Annotated in this window: 23 protein-coding genes; 14 read left to right on the top strand and 9 right to left on the bottom strand. The window is 65.5% G+C overall.

Features of this window, described 5'->3' with window-relative positions:
• Positions 1-86: 86 nt before the first annotated feature.
• Together H7A76_RS13540 and H7A76_RS13545 are read left to right on the top strand one after the other, a co-directional pair.
• Positions 87-2,126 carry an FAD-dependent oxidoreductase gene (locus H7A76_RS13540; protein ID WP_185698956.1) on the top strand — a complete coding sequence of 680 codons (2,040 nt, stop codon included), beginning with the start codon at positions 87-89 and terminating at the stop codon, positions 2,124-2,126.
• 294 nt (positions 2,127-2,420) lie between these two features.
• A complete protein-coding gene (locus H7A76_RS13545; protein ID WP_185698957.1) occupies positions 2,421-3,350 on the top strand; it encodes a 1-aminocyclopropane-1-carboxylate deaminase/D-cysteine desulfhydrase in 930 nt (309 codons plus the stop codon).
• Here H7A76_RS13545 and H7A76_RS13550 read toward each other — a convergent pair.
• From H7A76_RS13550 to H7A76_RS13560, 3 genes are all read right to left on the bottom strand, one after another.
• The gene (locus H7A76_RS13550) at positions 3,341-3,895 is read right to left on the bottom strand and encodes a cytochrome b (protein ID WP_185698958.1); all 555 of its coding nucleotides are present in this window, start codon (positions 3,893-3,895) and stop codon (positions 3,341-3,343) included. The two genes, H7A76_RS13545 and H7A76_RS13550, sit on opposite strands and share 10 nt — an antisense overlap.
• Before the next feature lie 186 nt (positions 3,896-4,081).
• Positions 4,082-4,909 carry a phosphonoacetaldehyde hydrolase gene (phnX, locus tag H7A76_RS13555; RefSeq protein ID WP_185698959.1) on the bottom strand — a complete coding sequence of 276 codons (828 nt, stop codon included), beginning with the start codon at positions 4,907-4,909 and terminating at the stop codon, positions 4,082-4,084.
• 62 nt (positions 4,910-4,971) lie between these two features.
• On the bottom strand, positions 4,972-6,081 hold the full coding sequence (locus H7A76_RS13560; RefSeq protein WP_185698960.1) for a 2-aminoethylphosphonate--pyruvate transaminase: 1,110 nt from the start codon (positions 6,079-6,081) through the stop codon (positions 4,972-4,974).
• Between the two features lie 376 nt (positions 6,082-6,457).
• Between H7A76_RS13560 and H7A76_RS13565 the strand changes: the two genes are divergently transcribed.
• Positions 6,458-7,324: a LysR substrate-binding domain-containing protein gene (locus H7A76_RS13565; RefSeq protein WP_185698961.1), complete on the top strand. Its 867-nt coding sequence runs from the start codon at positions 6,458-6,460 to the stop codon at positions 7,322-7,324.
• A 94-nt stretch (positions 7,325-7,418) separates the two neighbouring features.
• Here H7A76_RS13565 and H7A76_RS13570 read toward each other — a convergent pair whose 3' ends face one another.
• Positions 7,419-8,300, bottom strand: a complete 882-nt coding sequence (locus tag H7A76_RS13570) for a LysR substrate-binding domain-containing protein (protein WP_185698962.1) — start codon at positions 8,298-8,300, stop codon at positions 7,419-7,421.
• Positions 8,301-8,583: 283 nt separating this feature from the next.
• Here H7A76_RS13570 and H7A76_RS13575 point away from each other — a divergent pair, with 283 nt between their 5' ends.
• Both H7A76_RS13575 and H7A76_RS13580 read left to right on the top strand, forming a co-directional pair.
• A complete protein-coding gene (locus H7A76_RS13575; RefSeq protein WP_185698963.1) occupies positions 8,584-9,900 on the top strand; it encodes an MFS transporter in 1,317 nt (438 codons plus the stop codon).
• Between the two features lie 164 nt (positions 9,901-10,064).
• Positions 10,065-10,769, top strand: a complete 705-nt coding sequence (locus H7A76_RS13580) for a YebC/PmpR family DNA-binding transcriptional regulator (protein ID WP_060840179.1) — start codon at positions 10,065-10,067, stop codon at positions 10,767-10,769.
• 71 nt (positions 10,770-10,840) lie between these two features.
• Here H7A76_RS13580 and H7A76_RS13585 read toward each other — a convergent pair whose 3' ends face one another.
• The gene (locus H7A76_RS13585) at positions 10,841-12,154 is read right to left on the bottom strand and encodes a leucine-rich repeat-containing protein kinase family protein (protein ID WP_185698964.1); all 1,314 of its coding nucleotides are present in this window, start codon (positions 12,152-12,154) and stop codon (positions 10,841-10,843) included.
• 79 nt (positions 12,155-12,233) lie between these two features.
• Positions 12,234-13,349, bottom strand: coding sequence for a cell division protein ZapE (zapE, locus tag H7A76_RS13590; protein WP_185698965.1), 1,116 nt, complete (start codon positions 13,347-13,349; stop codon positions 12,234-12,236).
• Positions 13,350-13,594: 245 nt separating this feature from the next.
• Between zapE and H7A76_RS13595 the strand changes: the two genes are divergently transcribed.
• From H7A76_RS13595 to H7A76_RS13625, 7 genes are all read left to right on the top strand, one after another.
• Positions 13,595-14,095 carry a spore coat U domain-containing protein gene (locus tag H7A76_RS13595; RefSeq protein WP_185698966.1) on the top strand — a complete coding sequence of 167 codons (501 nt, stop codon included), beginning with the start codon at positions 13,595-13,597 and terminating at the stop codon, positions 14,093-14,095.
• 102 nt (positions 14,096-14,197) lie between these two features.
• Positions 14,198-14,731, top strand: coding sequence for a spore coat U domain-containing protein (locus H7A76_RS13600; protein WP_185699048.1), 534 nt, complete (start codon positions 14,198-14,200; stop codon positions 14,729-14,731).
• Positions 14,732-14,751: 20 nt separating this feature from the next.
• Positions 14,752-15,288 carry a spore coat U domain-containing protein gene (locus H7A76_RS13605; RefSeq protein ID WP_185698967.1) on the top strand — a complete coding sequence of 179 codons (537 nt, stop codon included), beginning with the start codon at positions 14,752-14,754 and terminating at the stop codon, positions 15,286-15,288.
• 4 nt (positions 15,289-15,292) lie between these two features.
• The gene (locus H7A76_RS13610; protein WP_185698968.1) at positions 15,293-15,793 is read left to right on the top strand and encodes a spore coat U domain-containing protein; all 501 of its coding nucleotides are present in this window, start codon (positions 15,293-15,295) and stop codon (positions 15,791-15,793) included.
• Between the two features lie 46 nt (positions 15,794-15,839).
• Positions 15,840-16,631 (top strand): molecular chaperone, encoded by a 792-nt coding sequence (locus H7A76_RS13615; RefSeq protein WP_185698969.1) that lies wholly within the window; start codon positions 15,840-15,842, stop codon positions 16,629-16,631.
• A 104-nt stretch (positions 16,632-16,735) separates the two neighbouring features.
• Positions 16,736-19,093: a fimbria/pilus outer membrane usher protein gene (locus tag H7A76_RS13620; RefSeq protein WP_185699049.1), complete on the top strand. Its 2,358-nt coding sequence runs from the start codon at positions 16,736-16,738 to the stop codon at positions 19,091-19,093.
• Between the two features lie 25 nt (positions 19,094-19,118).
• Positions 19,119-20,123, top strand: coding sequence for a spore coat protein U domain-containing protein (locus H7A76_RS13625; protein WP_185698970.1), 1,005 nt, complete (start codon positions 19,119-19,121; stop codon positions 20,121-20,123).
• 3 nt (positions 20,124-20,126) lie between these two features.
• On the opposite strand, the gene H7A76_RS13630 is transcribed toward H7A76_RS13625, so the two are convergent.
• Positions 20,127-21,356, bottom strand: coding sequence for an MFS transporter (locus tag H7A76_RS13630; protein WP_185698971.1), 1,230 nt, complete (start codon positions 21,354-21,356; stop codon positions 20,127-20,129).
• A 102-nt stretch (positions 21,357-21,458) separates the two neighbouring features.
• Between H7A76_RS13630 and H7A76_RS13635 the strand changes: the two genes are divergently transcribed.
• Positions 21,459-21,905, top strand: coding sequence for a winged helix-turn-helix transcriptional regulator (locus H7A76_RS13635; RefSeq protein WP_185698972.1), 447 nt, complete (start codon positions 21,459-21,461; stop codon positions 21,903-21,905).
• A gap of 45 nt (positions 21,906-21,950) precedes the next feature.
• Here H7A76_RS13635 and H7A76_RS13640 read toward each other — a convergent pair whose 3' ends face one another.
• Both H7A76_RS13640 and H7A76_RS13645 read right to left on the bottom strand, forming a co-directional pair.
• Positions 21,951-23,105 (bottom strand): carboxypeptidase family protein, encoded by a 1,155-nt coding sequence (locus H7A76_RS13640; RefSeq protein ID WP_185698973.1) that lies wholly within the window; start codon positions 23,103-23,105, stop codon positions 21,951-21,953.
• A 481-nt stretch (positions 23,106-23,586) separates the two neighbouring features.
• Positions 23,587-23,934 (bottom strand): DUF6124 family protein, encoded by a 348-nt coding sequence (locus H7A76_RS13645; RefSeq protein WP_185698974.1) that lies wholly within the window; start codon positions 23,932-23,934, stop codon positions 23,587-23,589.
• Positions 23,935-24,067: 133 nt separating this feature from the next.
• Here H7A76_RS13645 and H7A76_RS13650 point away from each other — a divergent pair, with 133 nt between their 5' ends.
• Positions 24,068-24,733: a LexA family transcriptional regulator gene (locus H7A76_RS13650; RefSeq protein WP_185698975.1), complete on the top strand. Its 666-nt coding sequence runs from the start codon at positions 24,068-24,070 to the stop codon at positions 24,731-24,733.
• The last annotated feature ends 77 nt before the right edge of the window (positions 24,734-24,810 follow it).

Raw genomic sequence — 24,810 nt, forward strand, 5'->3', positions numbered from 1 at the left:
GGGTGTGCTTTTAGTCTGTGCCGCACTACCGACGGGAGCCGCAGAGCTTCCGCACCTACCGTGATAGCCCGATCTGGAGTGACGCCATGGCTGCTGCCCCGTACCCGCATTTGCTGGCCCCCCTCGACCTGGGGTTCACCACCCTGCGCAACCGCACCCTGATGGGCTCCATGCACACCGGCCTGGAAGAAAAGCCCGGCGGCTTCGAGCGCATGGCGGCGTATTTTGCCGAGCGCGCCCGCGGCGGCGTGGGCCTGATGGTCACCGGCGGCATCGGCCCCAACGATGAAGGTGGGGTGTATTCCGGAGCGGCCAAGCTGACTACCGAGGAAGAGGCGCAGAAGCACCTGATCGTGACCCGCGCGGTGCACGAGGCCGGTGGCAAGATCTGCATGCAGATCCTGCACGCCGGACGTTACGCCTACAGCCCCAAGCAGGTCGCGCCCAGCGCCATCCAGGCGCCGATCAACCCGTTCAAGCCCAAGGAGCTGGACGAGGAGGGCATCGAGAAGCAGATCCGCGATTTCGTCACCTGCTCGACCCTCGCCCAGAAGGCCGAATACGACGGCGTCGAGATCATGGGGTCCGAGGGCTACTTCATCAACCAGTTCCTCGCCGCCCATACCAACCACCGTACCGACCGCTGGGGTGGCAGCTACGAGAACCGCATGCGCCTGCCGCTGGAGATCGTGCGTCGGGTGCGTGAAGCGGTAGGCCCGAACTTCATCATCATCTTCCGCCTATCGATGCTCGACCTGGTGGAAGGCGGCAGCACCTGGGAAGAGATCGTGCAACTGGCCCAGGCCATCGAGAAGGCCGGCGCCACCCTCATCAACACCGGTATCGGCTGGCACGAAGCGCGCATCCCGACCATCGCCACCAAGGTGCCGCGCGCCGCGTTCAGCAAGGTCACGGCCAAGCTGCGGGGTTCGGTGGGCATCCCGCTGATCACCACCAACCGCATCAATACCCCGGAAGTGGCGGAGCAGATCCTGGCCGAGGGTGATGCCGACATGGTGTCCATGGCCCGGCCGTTCCTGGCCGATCCGGACTTCGTCAACAAGGCTGCCGCCGGCCGTGCCGACGAGATCAACACCTGCATCGGCTGCAACCAGGCGTGCCTGGACCACACCTTCGGCGGCAAGCTGACCAGTTGCCTGGTCAACCCCCGCGCCTGCCACGAGACCGAGCTCAATTACCTGCCGGTCCAGCAGATCAAGAAGATCGCCGTGGTCGGTGCCGGTCCGGCCGGTTTGTCCGCCGCCACCGTGGCCGCCGAGCGTGGGCACCAGGTGACCCTGTTCGATTCGGCCAGCGAAATTGGCGGCCAGTTCAATATCGCCAAGCGTGTGCCGGGCAAGGAGGAGTTCTACGAAACCCTGCGTTACTTCAAGCGCAAATTGCAGACCACGCATGTCGAGTTGTGCCTGGATACCCGGGTGGATGTCGAGCAACTGGTGGCCGGCGGGTTCGATGAAATCATCCTCGCCACCGGCATCGCACCACGGGTGCCGGCGATTCCCGGGGTGGAACACGCCAAGGTCCTGAGCTACCTGGACGTGCTGCTCGAGCGCAAGCCGGTGGGCCAGAAGGTGGCGGTGATCGGTGCTGGCGGCATCGGCTTCGACGTCTCCGAGTTCCTCGTGCACCAGGGCGTAGCCACCAGCCAGGATCGCGAGGCGTTCTGGAAGGAGTGGGGCATCGACACCCGCTTGCAGGCTCGCGGCGGCATCGCCGGGATCAAGGCCGAACCCCATGCTCCGGCGCGCCAGGTGTTCCTGCTGCAGCGCAAGAAGAGCAAGGTCGGTGATGGCCTGGGCAAGACCACGGGCTGGATCCATCGCACTGGCTTGAAGAACAAGCAGGTGCAGATGCTCAACAGCGTCGAGTACCTGAAGATCGACGACGCCGGCCTGCATATCCGCGTTGGCGAAGCGGGCGAGCCCCAGGTGCTGCCGGTGGACAACGTGGTGATCTGCGCCGGCCAGGACCCGCTGCGCGAATTGCACGATGGCCTGGTGGCCGCCGGGCAGAACGTGCACCTGATCGGTGGCGCCGACGTGGCGGCCGAGCTGGATGCCAAGCGCGCCATCAACCAGGGTTCGCGCCTGGCCGCCGAGCTCTGATCCCTCCTGCCCCGGCAGCGGCCCTGTAGCCGCTGCCGAAGGCTGCGCATGCCCCGCAGGGGCACGACGATCTTCCATTCCTGCACCTTCCCGTTGGCCTCTGAAGGTCTTACCTGCCCCGTAGGGGCACGGCGATCCTCGATCCCTGCACCCACACCTGCCCTTTGCCCCTGAAGGCCCTGCGGTCCTTTGCGCAGCCTTCGGCAGCGGTTACACGAAGCTTGTGTCGCTGGGGCACGGCGATCTGGTCCAGGGTTGCTAGAATGCGCACCCCTGTCTGCCGAGTCGCCAGCGATGCCCCTTGCCGAGTCCTTCGATCACTTGCCCCAGGCCCCGCTACAGCGGCTGGAGCTGGATTGGCTGCACCAGGCCGGGGTCGAGGTGGCGGTGCTGCGCCTGGACCTGATCGATCCGCTGATCAGCGGCAACAAGTGGTTCAAGCTCAACCACCACCTGCAGGCGGCGCGCCGCCAGGGCGCGCGGGGCATCATCAGCCTCGGCGGCGCCCATTCCAATCACCTGCATGCCCTGGCCGCCGCCGGCCAGCGTTTCGCCTTCGCCACGGTCGGGCTGCTGCGCGGGCAGCGCCAGGACACGCCGACCGTGCTCGACCTGGAGCGCTTCGGCATGCAGTTGCACTGGCTCGGCTACGGCGGCTACCGGGCGCGCCATCAAGCGGGTTTCTGGACACCCTGGCAGGCCCGGTATCCCGACCTTTACCCGGTACCCGAGGGCGGTGGCGGCCTGGCCGGAGCATTGGGCTGCGTGCCGCTGCTGGAGCAGGTGCGCTCGCAACTGCCGGCCCTGGGCTGGAGCGATTATCACGGCTGGTGGCTGGCCGCCGGCACTGGCACCACGCTGGCCGGGCTGGTCCTGGCCGAGGCCGGGGCGCACCCGGTGCAGGGTGCCCTGGCGGTGCCGATGGACCACGGCGTACCGCAGCAAGTCGCCGGTATCCTGGGGGAAGCCGGCAGGGCGCTCGAAGGTTATGCCTTGCTGGACGCCAGCCGTGGCGGCTTCGCCAAGGTGGACCGGGTGCTGGAGGCGTTCATCGAGCAGACGGAAAAGGCCAGCGGCCTGCCGCTGGAGCCGCTGTACACCGGCAAGGCCCTGCTGGCCCTGCACGAGCAGGTCCAGGCCGGAAGATTCGCCCCGGGTTGCCGGTTGATCTTCGTCCACAGCGGCGGCCTGCAGGGGCGCCGCGGCTTTGCCGGTCAGGCCTGACCGCGCTGGTGCCACATCCGCTGCAGGGTGTTGTCGCGCATCACGTAGTGGTGATACAGCCCGGCCAGGGCATGCAGGCCGATCAGCCAGTAGCCCAGGGTGCCCAGCAGTTCGTGCCAGCCCTGGAGCTGTTTGGCCAGGGCTTTGTCTTCATGCAGCAGCAATGGCAGGTCCAGGCCATAGAACATCACCTGGTGCCCCTTGGCGCTGGTGGTCAGCCAGCCCAGCAGCGGCATGGCGATCATGAACAGGTACAGCGCCCAGTGCATCAGCGTCGCCAGCAGCCTCTGCCACTGTGGCGGCGTGGGCTGGATCCTTGGCGCCACGCCCTGGGCCCGGGCGAACAACCGCAGCCAGACCAGGACGAACACGGTCAGGCCGAGCATGAAGTGGGCCTCGGTGATCAGGGTGCGGCCACCGCTGCCCTTGGGGAAGATGCCGCGAAATTCGATACAGGCGTAGACCACCGCCAGCAGGACCAGCATCAGCCAGTGCAGGGCGATTGTCATGGTGCTATAGCGCGCCTCGGTGTTTTTCCAGGGCATGGGGGCTTCCTCGGTCATCAGGTCTGAAGTCTCCGTTCTTGAGCGACGGAGTGCTTTAACTGTAAGCCGCTTTTGCCCGGTTTGCCTGGTGCGCCGCAAGCTTTCATCGCCTGGATGCCGAGCGCCAGCCGATAAAGCAACGGCGACTTGTATCAGTCGCCGTCCGGTCATTTTCACGGATGAAGTTCACCGCCCCTGGGGCATTTCTCCCCGGGCCAGGCGCTGGTTGATATCGGCGATCACCTGGGGCAGGTCGGCGATGGTGTCGATCATGTAGTGCGGGCGCGATGGCTCGAATAGCGTGTGGATGCGCTGGCGCTCGCTGGCCAGGGTATCGCTGGCCAAGGCGCGGTAGCCCTCGTAGCTCAGGCCCAGGGCGTTGCCCGAGCAGGTCAGGGCCACGGTCCACATGCCGGCGCGGCGGCCTTCGAGAATCCCCGGCACGGTGTCGTCGATCTTCACGCAGGCGGCGACATCGTCGATGCCCAGGGCGATCACGTTGGCCAGGGCCTGGGTCGGCCAGGGGCGACCGTTGGGCACTTCGTCGGTGGCCACCACGTGGTCGGCGACATAGCCGTTGGTCGCGGCCAGGGCCACCACCCGGTCCATCACCTGTTTCGGATAGCCGGAGCAGGAGCCGATCTTGATGCCTTGCTCACGCAGCTTGGCGATCACCTCCAAAGCCCCGGGGATCAGGGCCGAGTGCTCGGCGATCTTCTCGATCTGCAACGGCATGAAGCGCTCGTAGATGGCGGTGACGTCGGCATCGGTCGGGGTGCGGCCGAAGACCTTGCGATAGCGCTCGGCCACTTGCGGCAAATCGCACAGGGTGCGGATGTGGTCCCACTTGCCCATGCCCATCGGGCCGCGGGCTTCTTCGATGGAGACCTCTACATCGAACTCGGCGAAGGCCTCGACGAAGATCTGGGTCGGGGCGAAGGAGCCGAAATCGACCACGGTGCCGGCCCAGTCGAGGATCGCGGCTTGCAGCTGGTTGGGGTTGGTGTAGTTCATCGTTCAAGGACCTGTACAAGAGGCGAGGACGGCCGTGCCCGGCGGGCACGGTGATGGGGCGATCAGATATCCAGTACTTCCATTTCCCGCAGCACCTGGGCCACGGCAGCGACGGCGGCCTGCATGCCGGCTCGGTCGACGTGGCCGATGCAGCCGACGCGGAAGGTCTCGACCTGGGTCAGCTTGCCCGGGTAGAGGATGAAACCCTTGGCCTTGACCCGCTCGTAGAAGTCCTTGAACTGGTAGCGCGGGTCTTGTGGGGCGTGGAAGGTAACGATGATCGGCGCCTGGATCGCCGCTGGCAGGAAGCTGCGCAGGCCCAACTCGCCCATGCCTTGCAACAGGGCCTGGCAGTTGTCGCGGTAGCGTGCCAGGCGTGCCGGCAAGCCGCCCTCCTCGTGGTATTGCAGCAAGGCTTCGTGCAGCGCAGCCACCACGTGGGTCGGCGGGGTGAAACGCCACTGGCCGGTCTTGGCCATGTAGGCGTGCTGGTCGTGCAGGTCCATGGCCAGGGAATGGGCATTGCCCGCCGCCTGGGCCAGGGACTCCTTGCGAGCGAAGACGAAGCCCATGCCGGGCACGCCTTCCAGGCACTTGCCGGACGCGGCGATCAGCGCATCGAAGGCGATCTCGCGGGCATCGATGGGCAAGGCGCCGAAGGAACTCATGGCGTCGATGATCAGGCGCTTGCCGTGGCGGGCGACCACCTGGGCGATCTCCGGCAGCGGGTTGAGGATGCCGGTGCTGGTCTCGCAGTGGATCAGCGCCACGTGGCTGATGGACGGGTCGGCCAGCAGCAGGCGCTCGACATCGGCGGCGGTGGTGGGCTCGTCCTCGGCGGTTTCGAAGGTACTGAAGTCACGGCCGAGCACTTCGCAGATCTTCGCCAGGCGCTGGCCGTAGGCGCCGTTGATCAGCACCAGGACCTTGCCATCGCGGGGCACCAGGGTGCCGATGGCGGCTTCCACGGCGAAAGTGCCGCTGCCTTGGAGGGGGACACAGTGATGGGTGGCCTGGCCGTTGACGATGGCCAGCAATTGCGCGCACAGGCTGGCGGTCAGCTGGTTGAAGTCGCGATCCCAGGAGCCCCAGTCCACCAGCATCGCCCGGCGGGTGCGGGCGGACGTGGTCAGGGGGCCGGGGGTAAGCAGGATTGGCTCGGCGATGCTCATGCTGTGTCCTCGAAAATGATGGGAGTTAGGGTCTGTTGCCGTTTCGGCGCAAACCGCGTTGCCGCGTCAAATGGCGCCAGACTAGGCGTAGGACGCAGGCAATGGTCGCTCCCTTGCCAAGTCCTGCAACGACGCATGGCGCCATTTGACGCGCAACCCGAAGGGACGGGCCGGTTTTAGCGCGGCGCGTCGTTACTCGACGGCTCATTTGGAATGCCAAACCTCGCGTCTCGTGCCTAGCTCCGCGCTAAAACTGGCTCCGGCGCGGTCGCGGCGAAATGGCAACAGACCCTAGCTACGGCGACTAAATTGCAATTTGCCTTATCATCAATCAAATTGTTTGTTGTTATGCCTGCCATAAGTGAGGCCGATAGATATGAATCTGTTCCAGCTCCGCGCATTCGACGCCGTGGCCCGAGAAGGCAGTTTCACCCGGGCCGCCGGGCGCCTGTTCATCAGCCAGCCGGCGGTTACCGGGCACATCAAGGCCTTGGAGGAGCACTACCAGATCACCCTGCTGCGGCGTACCGCCCGGCGGGTGGAACTGACCGAGGAGGGCACCAAGCTGGCGGCCATTACCCGGGCGATGTTCGGCCTCGCCGAAGAAGCCCAGGCCATGCTCGAGGCCAACCGCCAGCTCTTGACCGGGCGCCTGGAAGTAGCGGCGGACGGTCCGCACCTGGTCATGCCGATGCTGGCCCGCCTGCGCGAGCGTTATCCGGGGGTGACCGTCAACCTGCGACTGGGCAACGCTCAGGAGACCCTGGCCGCGTTGCTCTCGGAGCATGCCGACGTGGCGGTGTTGACCGAGGTCGAGGAGCGCAAGGGCCTGCACCTGCAGAGCCTTGGGCAGTCGCGGATGTGTGCCCTGGTGCCCCAGGGCCATGAATGGCTAGAGCTGGCCGAAGGCATCGCCATCGAGCAACTGGACCAGGTGATCATGGTGCTGCGCGAGCCTAGCTCCATCACCCGTCGCACCTTCGACCAGGCGTGCGGACTTTCCAAGGTCCAGCCCCGGGTGCTGCTGGAGCTGGACAGTCGCGAGGCGGTGACCGAGGCGGTGGCGGCGCACCTGGGGGTCGGGGTCGTCAGTTCGCTGGAAGTGGGCCACGACCCACGGGTGCGGGTGGTGCCGCTTCGTGGCGCGGGCCTGGTCAACCAGCACATGATCGGCTGCCTGGAGCGGCGCCGGGAACTGCGGCTGATCCAGGCCTTCCTCGGCCTCGCCCCGCAAGCCCGGTAGCCGTTGCCGCAGGCTGCGTAGCAGACGCGGTGCCGGAGGTTCCAGGGCAAGGTCCTGCGGACCTTTGCGCAACCTCGCCGTGGCTCGACAGCGGCTACAGGTGGGACGGTCGGTTGTCGAGCACCAGGTCGAGGAAGGTGGCGACGATCCGCCGCGAACGCTGTTCGCGCAGGCACACCAGGGTCTCGGTCATGCGCTGCTGGCAGTCGACGATAGGCAGGGCGCAGATCCGCGAGTCGGCACCGAACTCCGCCGCTGACACCACACCCACGCCGATACCCGCCACCACCGCCTCGCGCGCCGCCTCCCGGCCTTCGACCTGGATCGCCGGGCGGATCCGCAGCCCGGCACGGTGCATTTCCGCCTCCACGATCTGGCGGGTCACCGAGCCGGTTTCCCGCAACACCATGGGCGTATCGTCGAGGTCGGCCAGGCAGATGGACTGGCGCTCGGCCCAGGGATGATGGCGCGAGACGAACGCCACCATCGGGTCATTGCCCAGGGTCAGCGACCACAGGCGCTCATCGTCCACTTCGCGTCCCAGCAGGGCCAGGTCGGCCTGGTAGCTGAACAGGCGCAGCAGGGATTCGTCGGTGTTGCCGGTCTCGATGCGCACGTTGATCCCCGGATACAACTGGCAGAAGCGGGCGACCTGCGCCAGCACGTGCACTGGCGCATCCACCGCCAGCACCAGGCTACCGGTTTGCAGGGCCTGGGAGTCCTGCAACAGTTCCTTGGCTTCGGCTTCGGCGACGAACAGGCGCTGGGTGATGGCCAGTAACCGCTGCCCCAGGTCTGTGAGCTGCACCGAGCGCTTGTTGCGATGGAACAGCAGGACGCCGAAACGCTCCTCCAGCTTGCGCACCTGGTCCGAAATGGCCGGTTGGGTCAGGTACAGGCGTTCGGCGGCCCGGGTGAAGCTGCCGTGCACGGCTACGGCATGGAAGGCTTTCAACTGCGCATGGGAAACCGACATGACCACCTCTTACAAGCTGGGCTTATATTTGAAATACGATAAATCGATTTCATTTATTAATTGCTAATTGCTTCCATCTTTCAAGGCCCGGTGACCGGTCGGTCGATCGCCACCGGGTCCTGGGGCCTGTGCGTGCGCTCGCAACCTCCCGCCCGGGAGCGCAACAGGCCCCGTCTGACCGGCAGCGCCCGCCACCAGGGCCCTGCCGTCGTGCTCAACAACAAAAAACACAGGCGTTTGCTTCGCATCCTGCCGGCACACTCACCCTGAGGTCAGAATCACGATGAACAAGCAGATCGGCACCATCAAACGTTGGCGCGTGCAGATTTTCGCCATCACCTGGATCGCCTACGCGGCCTTCTACTTCACTCGCAAGGCCTTTTCCGTCGCCAAGCTGGGGATCGCCGACGATCCAGGCTTCACCCTCGACAAGATGGCCATGGCCAACCTCGACGCCATCTACCTGGCGGCCTACGCCGTGGGGCAGTTCACCTGGGGCATGTTCGCCGACCGCTTCGGCCCGCGGGTGGTGGTGCTGGGCGGCCTGTTGATTTCCGCCGTCGCGGCGCTGGTGATGGGCAGCTTCGCCACCTTGCCGGTGTTCGCCACCTGCATGCTGGTCCAGGGGCTGGCGCAATCCACCGGCTGGTCCGGGTTGTGCAAGAACATCGGCAGCTTCTTTCCCGCCGAGCAACGGGGGCGGGTCCTGGGCCTGTGGAGTTCGTGCTACGCCTTTGGCGGCCTGGTGGCCTCGCCCTTCGCCGGCTGGTGGGCCTACACCCTGGTGGGAACCTGGCATGCAGCGTTCATCTCCAGTGCGGTGGTGGTGGGCCTGACCGCGCTGTTGTTCTTCATCTTCCAGCGCAATACCCCGCAGGACGTGGGCCTGCTAGCGGTGGAGGAGCCGGCGGCCCGAGAGCCTGCAACGGGTTGCCGCCTTGGGGTCTGGGCGCCACTGCGGGCGATCCTGCGCAATCGCCCGGTGCTGGTGCTGGGGCTGGCGTACTTCCTGCTCAAGCCGGCGCGCTACGCGATCCTGTTGTGGGGGCCGGTGATCGTCTACGAGCAGATGCCCTCGGTGGGCAAGGTCGGCGCGGCGATCGTGCCCACCGCCTTCGAGCTGGCCGGGTTGCTGGGACCGATCATGATCGGCCTGGCCTCGGACAAGCTGTTCAGCGCCCGGCGCATGCCGGCCTGCGTCCTCAGTTTGCTGGCCCTGACCCTGAGCCTGGGACTGTTCATGGGCGCGCTGCATAGCGGCAGCGTAGCGCTGGTGGTGGCGCTGCTGTTCGTCATGGGCCTGACCCTGTACGGACCGGACTCGATGATCAGCGGCGCGGCCGCCATCGATTTCGGCGCCGCCGGGGCCGGGGCTACGGCGGCCGGGTTCGTCAACGGTTGCGGTTCGGTGGGGGCGATCCTCGGTGGCCTGTTGCCGGGCTACTTCGATACGGTGACGGTGTTCCTGCTGTTTGCCGGCTGCGCCCTGGTGGCGGCGCTGTTGCTGGTGCCATTCTGGAACAGCCGGCCCAGTGGGGTCGAACCGGCGCCTGCGCTGGCCTCCAACGAACCCCTGCTGGCCAGGCCGGTGCGCTCCTGAGGTCCTCGCGCCGGGAGCCGCTGCTGCGCTCCCGGCAAATCCGACAAGGGCCGGAGCTCGGCCGGCCACTGACTTTTTGGTCGATCAGGGCCCAGAGGACGTATAAACTTGCGCCTCGCGTCGGCCAAATCCAACTCGACGCCATAGATCAAAGAGAGTGAGTAATGGGCGCACAGTGGAAGGTTAAACACAAAGAAGCAGCAGCCAACGCCAAGGGCAAGATCTTCGGCAAGCTGGTGAAGGAAATCACCATCGCTGCACGCAACGGCGCTGATGTAGCCACCAACGCCCACCTGCGGCTGGTGGTCGAGCAAGCGAAAAAGGCCTCGATGCCTCGCGAAACCCTGGAGCGTGCGATCAAGAAGGGCTCGGGCCAGCTGGGCGAGACCGTGCAGTACCACCGCGTGACCTACGAAGGTTTCGCCCCGCACCAGGTGCCGCTGATCGTCGAGTGCGTAACCGATAACATCAACCGTACCGTGGCGGAAATCCGCGTGGCCTTCCGCAAGGGCCAGCTGGGCGCCTCGGGTTCGGTGTCCTGGGATTTCAACCACGTGGGCATGATCGAGGCCTCGCCGGACAGCCCGGACGCCGATCCGGAACTGGCGGCCATCGAGGCCGGCGCCCAGGATTTCGAGCCGGGCGAAGAGGGCGCGACCCTGTTCCTGACCGAGCCTGCGGACCTGGACGCCGTACAGAAGGCCCTGCCGGAGCAAGGCTTCACCGTGCTGTCGGCCAAGCTGGGCTACCAGCCGAAGAACCCGGTCAGTGGCCTGAGCGATGAGCAGATGGCCGAAGTCGAGGCGTTCCTCGAAGGCCTGGATAACCACGACGACGTCCAGGACATGTTCGTCGGCCTGGCCGGCTAAGCCGCGCTGCGCGATTCGTTCGCCGGCCAGTGAGCTCCTGCAAGGAGGCTTGCTGGCCGGCGAAGTCGTTTCTAGAGGCTGTCCAACTCGCGGATCACCTGCTCGAAAGCCGGGCGCGCCAGGACGTGCGGTTGCTGGCAACGTTGCACCAGGTCCCGCAGGCCCTGGTGCTGCGCAGGGGCCAGCGAACCATCCTGGCGATCGAGCAGTTCCTCCAGCAAGATGCCGAAGGCCCGTACTTCCAGGCGTTGCAGGGCCTGGCTCTGGGGTGTGTCGTCCTGGGCGTGGAACGACGCTGCGCCAAAGTCCCCCAACAGGCAATCGCCCTGGGCATCGAACAAGGTGTTGTGGCCATACAGGTCGCCATGGGTGATGCCCTGGGCGTGCAGGTGGCCGGCTACCGAGGCGATGCCCCGGGCCAGGCGCAGGATCGCCCCAGCGCTGAAGCTGGCGTCCTCGGGATAGATGTCCCGGGAGCAGGAGTCCAGGCTCGGCAGCGCGGCGAGGTTGGCATAGCTGGGGTCGATCAACTGCATCACCAGACCGTCCTGGCCCTGGGGGTGATCGGTGATGCGGCCCTCGACCCGGATCAGGTTGGGGTGTAGCCCGGCGCTGATGCAGGCGTGCATTTCATGCAGCGGCGAGCCATCGCTGGTCATCTGGCCCTTGTACAGCTTGACCGCCACGGCCCGCGCTGGTTGCCCGGGAGCCTGCCACTGCGCTTGGTGGATCACCCCGGAGGCGCCTTCGCCCAGGCGTTGGGCCAGTTCCAGCTGGGTCCAGGGAATGCTGGGCGTGGATGCCAGGGCTGCGGCATCGACCTGGGACTCCAGCGGGTTACCGGCATAGGCCAGCCAGGTCAGGCTCGGCAAGGCCAGCAGGAACGGCGGCAGTTCGGTCAGGCGGTTGGCAGCGATCCGCAGCAGCTCCAGGCGCTGGCACTGCTCCAGGCTTTGCGGCAGCGCGGTCAGGCGATTGCCGGACAGCATGAGTTTTTGCAGCAGCGGGCGCCGGCCCAACTCGTCCGGCAGTTCAGTGATGCGGTTGTCGGTGAGGATCAGCCAACGCAGCAGGGGCGGCAGGGCGGCGGCCGGTACCCGCTCGATGCGGTTGGCCTTGAAGCCGATCATGCTCAGGTGTGCACAACGGCCCAGGCATTCCGGCAGTTCGCTGAACAGGTTGTCCGAGCAGAACAGGATGCGCAGGTGGCTGAGGCGGTGCAGGTCCTCGGGCAGGCTGTGCAGGGCGTTGCCGCTGAGATTGAGGATCTCCAGGGAGTCGGCGAGATCGAAGATCTCCCGGGGGAATTCAGTCAATCCGCAAGACAGATCCAGGCGCTTGATGCCGGCCAGCTGGCCGGCCCGCAGTTGGGCAAGGGTATCCATGAACAGCGTCGACACTCGAATGGGGAGGCCAGGGCCCCGGGAAAAGGCGCCCATGATAGCCATTGGCGCGCGGGCTTGCTCAGGCAAGTGCGCTGTCGGGGCCGACCTGGCGCAATTGTCCGAGGCGGCTGCGGGTCCGCGCCAGGTCGGCGACCTGGCCATCCAGGCCTTGTGCCAGGGGGAGTTGGCCAATCAGCAGCAGCTGCTTGTCCTGGTCGTAGAGCACATCGATCAGGTTGATGAAGCGCTGCTGGGCGGCCACCGAGCAACTGTCCAGCGCCGGCAGCTCGTCGATGATCCAGGTATCGAAGCGCCGGCTCAGTTCCAGGTAGTCCATTACCGCCGTGGGTCGTTCGCACAGGTCGTCGAACTCGAAGCGGATACTGCGTTGGCCGACCTGGCGCACGTCCAGGTGACGGTTGCCCACCGCCAGCCGCGTGGCCGGGGCATGGCGCTCGGGCAGTTGCAGTGCCTGGCGCTGGGCCGGGCTGCCGGGCCACACATATTGGCCCCGGGTGAAGGCTTGCTGGTCGTGGCTGCGGGCCCGGGTTCGATAATCCTGGTCGCCCCCCACTTCCAGGACGTGCATGCGTGCGTTGATCAAGTCGATCACTGGCTTGAAGCGCGCGTGATACAGCGGGTTGGGCAGCAGGCCCTCGGGGGCGTAGTTGGAAGTCACCAGCAGCAGGATGCCGCGCTGGAACAGGGCCTTGAACAGCCGGGTGATGAGCATGGCGTCGCCGATGTCGTGCACGTGGAACTCATCGAAGCACAGCACCCGGCACTGCTGCAGCAGTTCATCCAGGGTGGTTTGCAGGGCGTCGTCGTGCTGTTGGTGGCGGAACATGCCCTGGTGCAGCTGGTTGAAGAAATCGTGGAAATGCAGGCGGCGCTTTTCGGCGATGGGCAGGGCACGGAAAAAACCGTCCAGCAGCCAGCTTTTGCCGCGGCCGACGGCGCCATGCAGGTACAGGCTGCGGGCTTGGTGCGGAGCATACTGCAGGGCCTGGGCCTGGCGGGCCATGCTGTCGATCACCTGCAACTGGCCGGGGCTCAGGGTGTAGCCCAGTTCCTGCGCCTTGTGCCGAAAGTAGCCGTGGATCGATCCGTCCGTGGCAGGTTGCCGGCGTGCCCTGGCCAACCAGCGGCGCCAGAGCGATGGGATCGATGCAGGTGGTGGCGATGAAGCGGTCAATGCTGGTTATCCCGGATGTTGGCCCGGCGCCCACCTTAAAAGCGCCATGGCCGTTTGACCAATAGAAAACCCGGTGGCCAGTGATCTCGAAAAGGCATGGCTGTGGTGGCGCAAGTGCCTGGGCCGGGCCCTGGGGCCAATTAATACGCAAACTGGCGGTTTTGGCCCGGGTTGCTAACCTCATGGCAGCTAATGCTTCTCATCAGGGAATCGAGGCCTTGAATGGATGTAAGGGTTTGGCAGTCATGAGCGCATTGCTCGGCGTAACGGCAGGCGCCGCTGACCTGCAGGTGCAGGTCCGGGTCGATGTGGCACGTGGCTGCCAGTTGGTGGGGCAACAGCGCGAGGCCGGGGTGGCCCAGCTCGGCACCCTGGACTTCGGTACCACCGCACGCCTGGATGACTCTCGCGGCCCCTTGGGCGCGGCGCTGGGTGGCAGCCGCCAGCCACGCCTGGAGTGCAATCCCGATACTCCCTACCAGATGCGTATCGACGGCGGCCTGCACGGCGGCGTCGGTGAAGTGCGCTACCTGGCCGGCGCTGATTCTGCCGGCAAGCCGATCCCTTACCGTCTCTACCAGGACCCGGCGCGGCGCATCCCGTTGCCGGTCAATGTCCCGGTCAGCGGCCGGGTGCCGGATTCCGGCACGGTGGACCTGCCCTTGTACGGGCGTATCGAGCCCCTGGCCGAGATTCCGCGGGCCGGGGATTACTCCGATGTTTTGAAGGTGACCCTGACCTGGTAGCCAGGGGCATCGACGCTGTCGCGGGGGAACCGCGCAGAACAGGAATAGCCGCTGCAAGTGCACGGCTCAAGTGGGAGTCCTGATGGAACCGGGATGGGGGCAATGAAAGGCAAGACCTGGACGATCATCGCCCTGGGCTCGTTGTGCCTGGTGGTCGACGATGCGCAAGCGGCCATCAGCGGGCAGATCCAGGCGCGCCTGGTGATCACCGCCAGTTGCCAGGTCAGCAGCGGCGGTTCCGCCACCCACCCGGTCACGGATCCGGGCATGCTCGACTTCGGCCGGCAAGGGCCGACCTGGGTCAACCCCATCAAGGCCAGCCTCACCGACGAGGTCCATGGCCAGTTGCAGGTGGCCTGCAATCCCTCGGTCACCGGTTTCACGGTGAGCATCAACGGCGGCCTCAACGGCGACGGTACGACCCGGCGTTTGAGCAACGGCCGCCAGACCATCCCTTATCGATTGTTCGTCGATGCCTCGGGTAGCGATAGCTACAGCATCGGCCAGCAGCGCAATTTCGCAGTGAGCAGCGGTGGCCGGATCCCCATTCCGGTGTTCGGCTCGGTGGTCGCGAATACCCGCGCGGTTCCGGCAGGGGTCTACACCGACACCCTGACCATCACGCTGGATTGGTAAACCACGAGAGGACGTACATCATGCACGCGCTTGTATCCCGAATCGGCTGGCCATTGCTGGGCCTGCTCATGGCCTCCACGGCCCAGGCGGCGACCACGGTCACCGGGCAGATCACCTCGACCCTGATCCTCACCAGCAGTTGCCAGGTCAACGGCGTGGGCGGCACCACCGGATTGAATTTCGGCGCCTTGAACTTCGGCACCACCAACAGCCTGTTCACCACCGCCAGCGGCCAGGTGCTGGGTGGCGGTGGCGGTGCCCTGTCGATCCTCTGCTCGGCCGGCACCACCCCGAGCCTCACCGTGCAGGGCGGCAGCAACGACGGCAAGTCCACCGGCGGCACCCGGGCCCTGTACGACGGGGTGGGCAACTACGTGCCTTATGACCTGTATACCGATGCCGGGCATTCGCAGCTCCTGGCGATCAACGGAGTGATCGCCCTGGCGCCGAGCACCGGTGTGGCCCAGACGGTCAATATCTATGGCCAGGCAGTGGGCAAGGCCGGGCTGCCGGCGGGCACCTATACCGACACGGTGTCCGTGCAATTGACCTTCTGACGCCATGGCTCGCCATGGTCCTGCGGTGCTGGCCCTGGTGTGTGCCACTGCCTGGTCCGGCTGGCTTGCCGCGGCCACCAGCCAGAGCTTCCAGGTCAGCGCCACCGTCGCGGCCGGATGCCTGGTAATCGGCGGTGTCAGCAATTACGGCAGCCTGGTGTTCGGTAGCCAACCGGCATTGTCCACCAGTTCCGTGAGAGTGGCGCTGAGCGGCGGTGTGCAGCTGCAATGCACGCCCGGGGTGAGCCTGAACATGACGGTCGACGGCGGCCAGAACAACAACGGTGGGCGGAACATGCGGCTCAACAGCGGCAGCGCCCGGGTGGCCTACCAGCTGTTTCGCGATGCGGCCTACAGCCAGGGCCTGGGGGTCGGCCAGAATGTGGCGGTGACCTACAGCGATGCCAATAACATCAGCCTGCCGATTTATGGACAGGTGCAGTTGCCGGGCAATCAGCCTGGGGGGACCTATAGCGATGTGCTGCAGGTGCAGCTGTCGTGGTGATGGGGCGTTTCAACGACCAGCCGGCAGGCGGACAAGGAGTAGCAGCATGCGTTTATCTGTACGGGGCCTGAGGGCCTGCGGTTACCTGATACTGGCCGGGCTGTTGTCCAGCGCCCCGGGAGCCTGGGCCGCCAGTTCGGTATTGATCTGGCCGATCGATCCGGTGCTGGAAGCCGACCAGCAGGCCAGCGCGTTGTGGCTGGAGAACCGTGGCAGCGAGACCGCCAACCTGCAGATCCGGGTCTTCGCCTGGAGCCAGAGCGATTTTGCCGACCAGTACCAGAACCAGCGGGATGTAATCGGCAGCCCACCGGTGGCGAAGATCGAGCCCGGGCAAAAACAGCTGGTGCGCCTGACCCGTACCCGGGACATCCCGCCGGGCCAGGAGCTGGCCTATCGGATCATCATCGATGAAATCCCTTCCGCCACCCCCAAAGACCCTCGGAGCGATGCCGAGAGTGTGGCCGCGATTCGCTTCCAGATGCGTTATTCGGTGCCGCTGTTCGCCTATGGCGCGGGCTTGTGGAGCAAGGAAGATGCCAACCGGGCCAGGGACCCCAAGGGCATCGGCGTGCCCAACCTCAGCTGGCGCAAGGTGAACGCCGATGGCAAGACCTTCCTCGAAATGCGCAACCAGGGCGCGGTGCATGCCCGCCTGACGGATGTCGCCTTCAAGCAGGGCGGGCAGAACCGCCCCCTGGCGCCGGGCCTGTTGGGCTATGTGTTGCCTGGAGCGGTAATGCGCTGGCCACTCTCGCAAACCCTGGCCGGCGATTCGCACCTGCAACTGCGGGTCAATGGCGCACCGCAGGTCCAGGACCTGCCACCTTCACGCTGAACGGCGCGAAGACCGCCGCCGGGTATCGGCGGCAAGGACGGATGCGCGGGCCTTAGCGCATGCGCCCAGGGATGGAGAGGTCCATGGATGGACTTGAACCGCTCATGAGCCATGACCCGGCTCGGCGCTTTGGGGGCTGGAAGGGGCTGCTGGCTGGCTTGTGGGGCTTGCTGCTGGCGGCTCCGATCCAGGCTGGCGAGCTGCCGCCGCCGCCCAGCAGCCTGGAGTCGATGGCCGATGCGCAGCTGTTCCTGGAGTTGGTGATCAACCAGATGGATACGGGCAAGGTGGTGGCGGTGGAGCAACGTGCAGGGCGGCTGTTCATGCCAGCCAGCGCCTTGCGCGAGACGGGCATCAAGCTGGCGCAGGAACTGGAGAGCGAGGTCGATCTCGAAGCCTTGCCGGGGCTGCACAGCGATTACGACAGCCAGGGCCAGCGCCTGTTGCTGAACGTACCGCCGGACTGGTTGCCGGAGCAGTTGATCGGCAGTCGCCAGGCCTATCCGCGGACCCCGGCCCTGAGCAGCTTCGGCGCGTTGCTCAACTATGACCTGTACTTCAACGACACCGACGACGGCGGCAGCTACCTGGCGGCGGGGAACGAGCTGCGGTTGTTCGATAGCTGGGGCACCCTCACCAGCAGCGGGCAATACCGGCGAACCCTGTCCGGGGCCCGCAGCGCTTCGCTGAACAATGGCTATCGACGCTACGACACCACCTGGCGCTTCTCCGATGACGAGCGCATGTTGACCTACGAGGCCGGTGACCTGGTCAGCGGCGCCTTGCCGTGGAGCAGCTCGGTGCGCCTGGGCGGGCTCCAGTTGTCCAGGGACTTCGCCGTGCGCCCGGACCTGGTGACCTATCCCTTGCCGCAGTTCGCCGGGGAAGCGGCGGTGCCCAGCTCGGTGGACCTGTTCATCAATGGCTACAAGGCCAGCAGCGCCGAACTGCAACCTGGGCCCTACACCCTGACCAACATTCCCTTCATCAACGGCGCGGGGGAGGCGGTGGTGGTCACCACCGATGCCCTGGGACGCCAGGTGTCCACCACCGTGCCGTTCTATGTCACCAGCAACTTGTTGCACAAGGGCCTGACGGACTTCTCGGTGGCCGCCGGTACCTTGCGTCGCGACTACACCCTGCGGGACTTCGGCTACGGCCCCGGCGTGACCTCCGCCAGCCTGCGCCACGGCCTGAGCGACAGCCTGACCCTGGAAAGCCATGCCGAGGCCTCGCAGTCCCTGGCCCTGGGCGGGCTCGGCGGCAACCTGCGGCTGGGCCAGTTCGGGATCCTCAACACCGCCTTCAGCCAGAGCCGCTTCGACGGCAATGGCGGCCAGCAACTGAGCTTCGGCTACCAGTACAGCAGCCAACGCTACAGCCTGTCCTACCAGCGCGTGCAGCGCCGCGACCGGTACGCCGACCTGACGGTGGTGGATAGCCCCTACACCCGCCTCAGCCAGCGCAGCGAGCAATTGACCCTGAGCCTGAACCTGGAGCGTTTCGGCAGCCTCGGCGCCGGTTACTTCGACGTGCGCGCCGCCGATTCGACCCGCACCCGGCTGCTGAACCTGACCTGGAGCAAACCGCTGTGGCACAACAGCAGTTTCTACCTGTCGGCCAACCGCGAGATCGGCCAGCGCCAATGGGCGATGCAGGCCCAGTTGGTGGTGCCCTTCGACCTGTATGGCAGCCTGAGCTTGAGCAACGAGCGCAGCAAGGCCGGGGAAAACCGCCAGCGGGTCAACTTCAGCCGCTCGGTGCCGCTGGAGGGCGGGCTGGGCTACAACCTCGGCTACGCCACCGGCGATGGCCCGGACTACCGCCAGGCCGACCTGACCTGGCGCTTGCAGTCGGTGCGCCTGCAAGCCGGGGTCTACGGCACTCGCGAGGCCGAGACGCGCTGGGCCGATGCCAGCGGTTCGCTGGTCTGGATGGACCGCGAGGTGTTCGCCGCCAACCGTATCGACGATGCCTTCGTGGTGGTCAGCACCGGTGGCTACAAGGACATCCCGGTGCGCTACGAAAACCAGTTGGTGGGCCAGACCGACAAGAATGGCCACCTGCTGGTGCCCTGGAGCAGCGCCTACTACCGGGGCAAGTACGAGATCGATCCATTGAACCTGCCGGCCAACGTGCAGAGCCCGGACGTCGAGCAAAGGGTCGCGGTGCGTCGTGGCAGCGGCTACCTGCTGGAGTTCCCGCTGACCCGGGTGATCGCCGCGAGCATCGTCCTGGTGGACGCTCGCCAGCAGGAACTGCCCCTGGGCAGTAGCGTCATCCACTCGCAGAGCGGGGCCCAAGCGGTGGTCGGCTGGGATGGCCTGGTGTACCTGGAGAACCTCTCGGCCCATAACACCCTGGAGGTCGGCCTGGCCGATGGCAGCCATTGCCGGGCGCAGTTCGACATCGATCTGGAGCAACAGCAGATCCCGCTGATCGGCTCGCTGGTCTGCCAGTAGCCGCACAGCCACCACAGGAGGTCACATGAATGGATTCAAGGCCTGGCGGGGCCGGACATGGGGACTATGGACCCTGGGCTTGCTGGCCTGGTTGCCGGCGCTGCCGGCCCTGGCGCTCTGTTCCACGGTCAGTACCACCCCGGCGGCGTTCGGCACCGTCAGTTCGATCCTGGTGCGCACTACCTCGCAGCCGGCTTCCACCACCAATGCCGGCCTGAGTTGCACCGGCTCGCTGTTGTCGTTGTTGGCCACCACCGACCACTTCTACGCCACCGTCACTTCCAGTACCAGCGGCATGGTCGGGCCTACCGGCGATGTCATCAACTACACCCTGTATGCCAACAACAGCACCAGCTATCCCATCACCCGGGGCGTGGCCTTCGACTTCGCGCGCAATTCGATCATCGACCTGCTGGGCCTGCTGGGCAGCCCCACGGTGGCCAAGACGGTGCCGATCTACCTGGGCACCGTCACCGGCAGCAATGTCGCGGCGGGGGTCTATACCGAGAACCTGAGCATCTTCTGGAGCTGGAACTATTGTTCCGGAATCGGTGCCTTGGGCGCCTGCCTGGGGCGGGACATCGGCAGCGGCACCCAGAGCCTCACGGTGAACATGACCGTGTCCAACGACTGCGTGATCACCGCACCCAACATCAGCTTCGGCAGCGCACCGGTGGTCAGCGCCTTTGCCACGGTCACCGGGCAGACCATCAACCTGGCCTGCACCAAGGGCAGTGCCTACACCGTGGGTTTGAGCGACGGCCAGAACCCGATCAGTGCTGGCGGTCGGCGGCGCATGGTCTCCGGCGGCAACTACCTGGCCTATGACATCTTCAAGAGCGCTGGGACCACCCGCTGGGGCAGCGTCGGCAGTGCCCGGCGTTCCAGTACCGATGCCGAGGTCAACCCTGGCAACGGCCTGGGCACCGGCAGCCAGGTGTTCAACTACAACGCCAGGATCTATACCGACCAGAGCACGCCGCCGGCCGGTACCTACCTGGATAACGTGGTGCTGGACGTGGGTTTCTGAACGTCAGGCACTTTCCAGCGGGCAGGGCTGGCTGGCGCGCGGGCGCTGTGGGGCCAGGCTCCATAGCCAGTAGCCCAGCGCCATGGCATTGATGCCCGCGCCCAGCAGGCAGACGCCGGTCCAGCCGGCCCAGGCATAGGTGCCGGTGGCGGCGATGGAGCCCGTGGCGCTGCCGATGGAGTAGAACAGCATGTAGCCGGCCGCCAGGCGGCTCTGGGCCTCGGGACGCACACTGTAGATCAGGCTCTGGCTGGTGACATGCACGGCCTGCAGGCCCAGGTCGAGGCCGATTACCCCAACCAGCAGGGCCCACAGCGACCATTGGGTCAGGCCGATGGGGATCCAGCAGAGCAGCATCAGGCCCAGGGCCAGGCCGCTGGCCCATTGCGCCAGGCCTCGGTCGGCCAGTTGTCCGGCCCGCGCGGCCCCTAGGGCGCCGGCGGCCCCGGCCAGGCCGAACAGGCCGATCTGGGTATGGCTGAGCGACAGCGGCGGGGCGCTCAGGGGCAGCACCAGCGGCGTCCATAGGGTGGTGGCCGCGGCGAAGGTCAGCATGGCCAGCACGGCCCGGTCACGCAGGATCTTCTCCTCTTTGAACAAATGCAGCAGCGAGCCCAACAGGTGCAGGTAGCCCTGGGCTGCCGGGGGGCGCTGCACGGCCGGCAGGACCCGCCACAGGGCCAGGGCCACCATCAGGGTCAGTCCGGCGGACAGCAGGTACACCGAACGCCAACCCGCCAGGTCGGCCATGCCCCCGGCCACGGTACGGGCCAGGAGGATGCCCAGCACCACGCCACTGGTGACCACGCCGACCACCCGCCCGCGTTGTTCCGGTTGCGCCAGGTTGGCGGCGTAGGCCACCAGGACCTGGGTCACCACCGCCAGCAAGCCGACGCCCGCCATGCCCAGCAGTAGCCAGGTGCCGTTCGGCGCCAGAGCCACGACCAGCAGCGCCAGCACCGAGAGCAGGGTCTGGGTGACGATCAGCCGGCGACGGTCGAGCAGGTCGCCCAGGGGGACCAGCAACAGCAGGCCCAGGCCGTAGCCCACCTGGGTCAGCGTGATGACGATGCCCACGGTGGCCGGGGCCAGGCCGAAGCTTTGGGCCATGGCGTCCAGCAGCGGCTGGGCGTAGTAGACGTTGCCGACCGCCAGGCCGCAGGCGGTGGCGAATAGCAGCACCACTTTGGATGAGAGCGTCGCGGCGGCGATGGTGGGCGAATCAGCTGGCATGGCAGGCTCCGTTTCTGGTTGCTTTATGAAACCAGTTGTACGGTAGTCGTCACGGTTTTATATTGCAACCAGTTTTCCCAGGCTTATCGGAGTTTCCCCACCATGGTCAAACGCACCCGCCTGCAAGACGCTGAATGCCCGGTGGCGCGCTCACTCGACGCCATCGGCGATTGGTGGTCGTTGCTGATCGTGCGCGACGCCTTCGACGGTATCCGCCGTTTCGGCGAGTTCCAGCGCAACCTCGGCATGGCCAAGAACATCCTCGCCGCGCGCCTGCGGACCTTGGTGGAGCACGGGGTGCTGGACGTGGTGCCGGCTTCCGACGGCAGCGCCTACCAGGAGTACGTGCTGACGGACAAGGGCAAGGGCCTGTTCCCTTTGATCATCGGCTTGCGCCAATGGGGCGAGGCGTTTTTCTATGCGGAGGGGGAGGCGCATTCGCAACTGGTCGACCGCCAGACCCGGCAACCGCTGCGGGCGCTGGAGCTGCGTTCTGCCGACGGTCGGTTGCTGGGGCCGGAGGACTGCCTGCGGATACCCGTGGCTTGAGACCGCGACGACTGCGCGAGGGGCTCGCGCAGTCGTGGGTTTCGCTCAGCGCAGGCTGTCCACCAGGTCGGCCAGGGTGCTCAGCACATCCTTGCCCAGCTGCATGGAGCGCTTGCCGGACCAGCCGGTGAGCGGGTTGGGCGCATCGTTGTGGTCCTTGAACGGCATTTCCAGGGTCAGCGCCAGGCAATCGTATTTTTCCCCGACGGCATTGCAGGCCAGGGTCATGTTGGCCTGGCCGGGGTTGTCGCGGGTATAGCCGTGGAGGGTCTGGAAGTCCCGGGTCTTGTGCTTCAGGTGACTGCGAAAATGTTCTTCGAGCTTGGCCAGGCGCGGGGTGTAGCCCGGGTTGCCTTCACAGCCGGCCGTGAAGACATGGGGAATCTCCTCGTCGCCATGGATGTCGAGGAACAGGTCGACCCCGTACTGCTCCATTTGCTGCTGGACGAACAGCACTTCCGGGCTGAGCTCCTGGCTGGCGTCCTGCCAGGCGCGGTTCAGGTCCTGGCCCTTGGCATTGGTGCGCAAGTGGCCGTGGAAGGCGCCGTCCGGGTTCATGTTCGGCACCAGGTACAGGTCGGCCTTGGCCAGCAGGGCGTTGAGCTCGGCGTCATCATGGCGTTGCAAGCGTTCGATCACGCCTTCCATGAACCACTCGGCCATGTGCTCGCCGGGGTGCTGCTGGGCGATGATCCACAGCTTGCGCTGGCCTGGGGCGCCGCTGCCCTTGCGCAGCAACTGGATGTCGCGGCCTTCGACGCTCTTGCCCACGGCCAGCAGTTCGGTGCCGGCCTTGGTCAGGGCCTGGTCGATCAGCCAGTCGTGGCGGCCACGGCTGTAGGGTTCGAAGTAGGCGAACCAGGCGTGGGTCTGGGTGGCTTCGAGACTGAAGCGCAGGGCGTCGCCTTCGAAGATCGTCGGGACGCGAAACCAGTTCACGTGGTCGTAGGAGGCGACGGCGTGGTAGCCGGTCCAGGCCTTGTTGTAGGAGGACTGGCTGGCGTTGGTCAGGCGGAACCAATGTTCCTGGCCGACATGCAGGCCGCTGACCTTGAAGTGAAACCACTGGAAGTGCGGGCTCTGGGTATCAGGGCGGATGGCCAGCTCTACCTGGAGCGGATTGCTGGTGTCCAGCACATTGATGTTGCCGCTGTCGAAGTCGGCGCTGATGTGAAAAGAAGAGTGATTGCCCACCGTCATGGTCGGTTCCTGAACAGGATTGTTGTGACCGCTACTCTACACATCGGAGGGGGCAAAAGAAGGGGGGCGTCGTCCTTGACGCTGATGAAGCTTAGTTTGTATGCGATTGATTCTCAAGCGCTACTTTAGGAAATGCGGGGCCTTCTAGCGCGGCCCTTTGCTTGCAAAAGGGCATTCTTTTGCTATCATCGCCGCCATTATTTTTGCGTCATCCACGTCTTCATTAGCCTGAAGCCAAGCCAGCATGACTGGCAAAAAAAAGACCCGGCGCAAAAGCCGGGTCAAAAACCGTGATTAGCCTGATGAGGAGATAATCCAGAGGTCCGACCTAAGGTCCCTTGGATCATCGACCGATCTCGCGATCAGCTGCTTGCAATAATAATCATTATCATTTGCAAGTCAAACGTTTTTCCCTGCCTGCTCGAATTTTTTCACCCTGGATTCCCCTGCACCCGTTTCGGGCTGGCGGGGCGTCTGCATTTCAGGCGATTTCATGCCGTTGGCCTTCCAGGGACTTGTCCACCAGGGCCTTGGCCAGGTCGATCATATGCACCACCGAGAACGCCAGGTCTCGATTGGGCCCATGCAGGTTGTCGGCCGCGCCGTAGGCGGTGGCGGCCGCGCAGCGCAGCAGGTCGGAGGCATGGATCATGGCTTCCTCGCTGCTGAGGCTGCTTCTTATCTCGAAGAATTTCTCCTCCTTGCCGATGCTGCCGTGGGGTGGCTCCATAGGGTGGTCCATCGCTCGTCGCATTGCATGCTTGCCCGTAAGTGAGCTGAATGAGGCCTCTGTATCGAGTTCCGGCACGTCCTTGCTGCTTGTGTTCATGGGTTCTGCCTTGTCTTGAGAAAATGAAAAGAGGGGGGCAGGCACAGATTAATACTTATTGTAATTGTGACGCCATTTCAAATACTACAACTTGTGTGTTGAGGCGGAAAATACACAACGTATTGTTCCGCCCATGGATAAATGGATCGAGTTGGTCAAGGCCAACATGAAAGGCCGCAAGGTCACGCAGGAGAAGCTCGCCGAGCGCCTGGGCATGTCCCAGGGCGGCATTGGCCATTGGTTGAGCAAGCGGCGCCAGCCCAAGATCGAAGACATGAACCGGGTGCTGGAAGAGATCGGCATGGGTTTTCTCGAAGTGGTGCTGGTGGTCCGTGAAAAGCCCTTGGTCAACGATCACGGCGAGCCCCTGGAGCAGGAACCTTCGCTGGTGGACAGGTACAACCCGTACTTCCGTTATCCGGTCAGTGATTGGCGCAGCGCCGGCGAAGTCCGTGAGGATGGCCAGCCGAGCTATGTGCCTGAGCGCTACGAGTTGTCCGACTACCAGGCCCAGGGCGCGGCGTTCTGGTTGAGGGTGGTGGGTGACGCGATGATCGCGCCCACTGGCATGAGCATCAGCCAGGGCATGTTGATCCTGGTGGACCCGGCCATTGCGGCCGAGCCCGGCAAGCTGGTGGTCGTGCAGTGTCCCGGCAGCGCCGAGGCGCTCTTTCGCAAGTTGGTGCAGGAGGGCGGCCAGCGTTACCTGGCGCCTCTCAATCCCACATACCCGAAGATGCTCTACAACGACGATTGCCGGATCATCGGCGTGGTGGTGCAAGCGACCGCGAAGTTCTGAAGACGCAGGCGCCCTCAGTCGACAAAGCCCCTTCCTGGTTTCAGGAAGGGGCTTTTTGCATCCGGGGCTAGTCCATG

The organism is Pseudomonas sp. MSSRFD41, from assembly GCF_014230245.1.
Classification (GTDB): Bacteria; Pseudomonadota; Gammaproteobacteria; order Pseudomonadales; family Pseudomonadaceae; genus Aquipseudomonas; species Aquipseudomonas piscis.

Bases quoted from the DNA above. Each gene is read 5' to 3' on its own strand.
- H7A76_RS13540 (WP_185698956.1), top strand. From the start codon at position 87: ATGGCTGCTGCCCCGTACCCGCATTTGCTGGCCCCCCTCGACCTGGGG.
- H7A76_RS13545 (WP_185698957.1), top strand. From the start codon at position 2,421: ATGCCCCTTGCCGAGTCCTTCGATCACTTGCCCCAGGCCCCGCTACAG.
- H7A76_RS13550 (WP_185698958.1), bottom strand. From the start codon at position 3,895: ATGCCCTGGAAAAACACCGAGGCGCGCTATAGCACCATGACAATCGCC.
- phnX (WP_185698959.1), bottom strand. From the start codon at position 4,909: ATGAACTACACCAACCCCAACCAGCTGCAAGCCGCGATCCTCGACTGG.
- H7A76_RS13560 (WP_185698960.1), bottom strand. From the start codon at position 6,081: ATGAGCATCGCCGAGCCAATCCTGCTTACCCCCGGCCCCCTGACCACG.
- H7A76_RS13565 (WP_185698961.1), top strand. From the start codon at position 6,458: ATGAATCTGTTCCAGCTCCGCGCATTCGACGCCGTGGCCCGAGAAGGC.
- H7A76_RS13570 (WP_185698962.1), bottom strand. From the start codon at position 8,300: ATGTCGGTTTCCCATGCGCAGTTGAAAGCCTTCCATGCCGTAGCCGTG.
- H7A76_RS13575 (WP_185698963.1), top strand. From the start codon at position 8,584: ATGAACAAGCAGATCGGCACCATCAAACGTTGGCGCGTGCAGATTTTC.
- H7A76_RS13580 (WP_060840179.1), top strand. From the start codon at position 10,065: ATGGGCGCACAGTGGAAGGTTAAACACAAAGAAGCAGCAGCCAACGCC.
- H7A76_RS13585 (WP_185698964.1), bottom strand. From the start codon at position 12,154: ATGGATACCCTTGCCCAACTGCGGGCCGGCCAGCTGGCCGGCATCAAG.
- H7A76_RS13595 (WP_185698966.1), top strand. From the start codon at position 13,595: ATGAGCGCATTGCTCGGCGTAACGGCAGGCGCCGCTGACCTGCAGGTG.
- H7A76_RS13600 (WP_185699048.1), top strand. From the start codon at position 14,198: ATGAAAGGCAAGACCTGGACGATCATCGCCCTGGGCTCGTTGTGCCTG.
- H7A76_RS13605 (WP_185698967.1), top strand. From the start codon at position 14,752: ATGCACGCGCTTGTATCCCGAATCGGCTGGCCATTGCTGGGCCTGCTC.
- H7A76_RS13610 (WP_185698968.1), top strand. From the start codon at position 15,293: ATGGCTCGCCATGGTCCTGCGGTGCTGGCCCTGGTGTGTGCCACTGCC.
- H7A76_RS13615 (WP_185698969.1), top strand. From the start codon at position 15,840: ATGCGTTTATCTGTACGGGGCCTGAGGGCCTGCGGTTACCTGATACTG.
- H7A76_RS13620 (WP_185699049.1), top strand. From the start codon at position 16,736: ATGAGCCATGACCCGGCTCGGCGCTTTGGGGGCTGGAAGGGGCTGCTG.
- H7A76_RS13625 (WP_185698970.1), top strand. From the start codon at position 19,119: ATGAATGGATTCAAGGCCTGGCGGGGCCGGACATGGGGACTATGGACC.
- H7A76_RS13630 (WP_185698971.1), bottom strand. From the start codon at position 21,356: ATGCCAGCTGATTCGCCCACCATCGCCGCCGCGACGCTCTCATCCAAA.
- H7A76_RS13635 (WP_185698972.1), top strand. From the start codon at position 21,459: ATGGTCAAACGCACCCGCCTGCAAGACGCTGAATGCCCGGTGGCGCGC.
- H7A76_RS13640 (WP_185698973.1), bottom strand. From the start codon at position 23,105: ATGACGGTGGGCAATCACTCTTCTTTTCACATCAGCGCCGACTTCGAC.
- H7A76_RS13645 (WP_185698974.1), bottom strand. From the start codon at position 23,934: ATGAACACAAGCAGCAAGGACGTGCCGGAACTCGATACAGAGGCCTCA.
- H7A76_RS13650 (WP_185698975.1), top strand. From the start codon at position 24,068: ATGGATAAATGGATCGAGTTGGTCAAGGCCAACATGAAAGGCCGCAAG.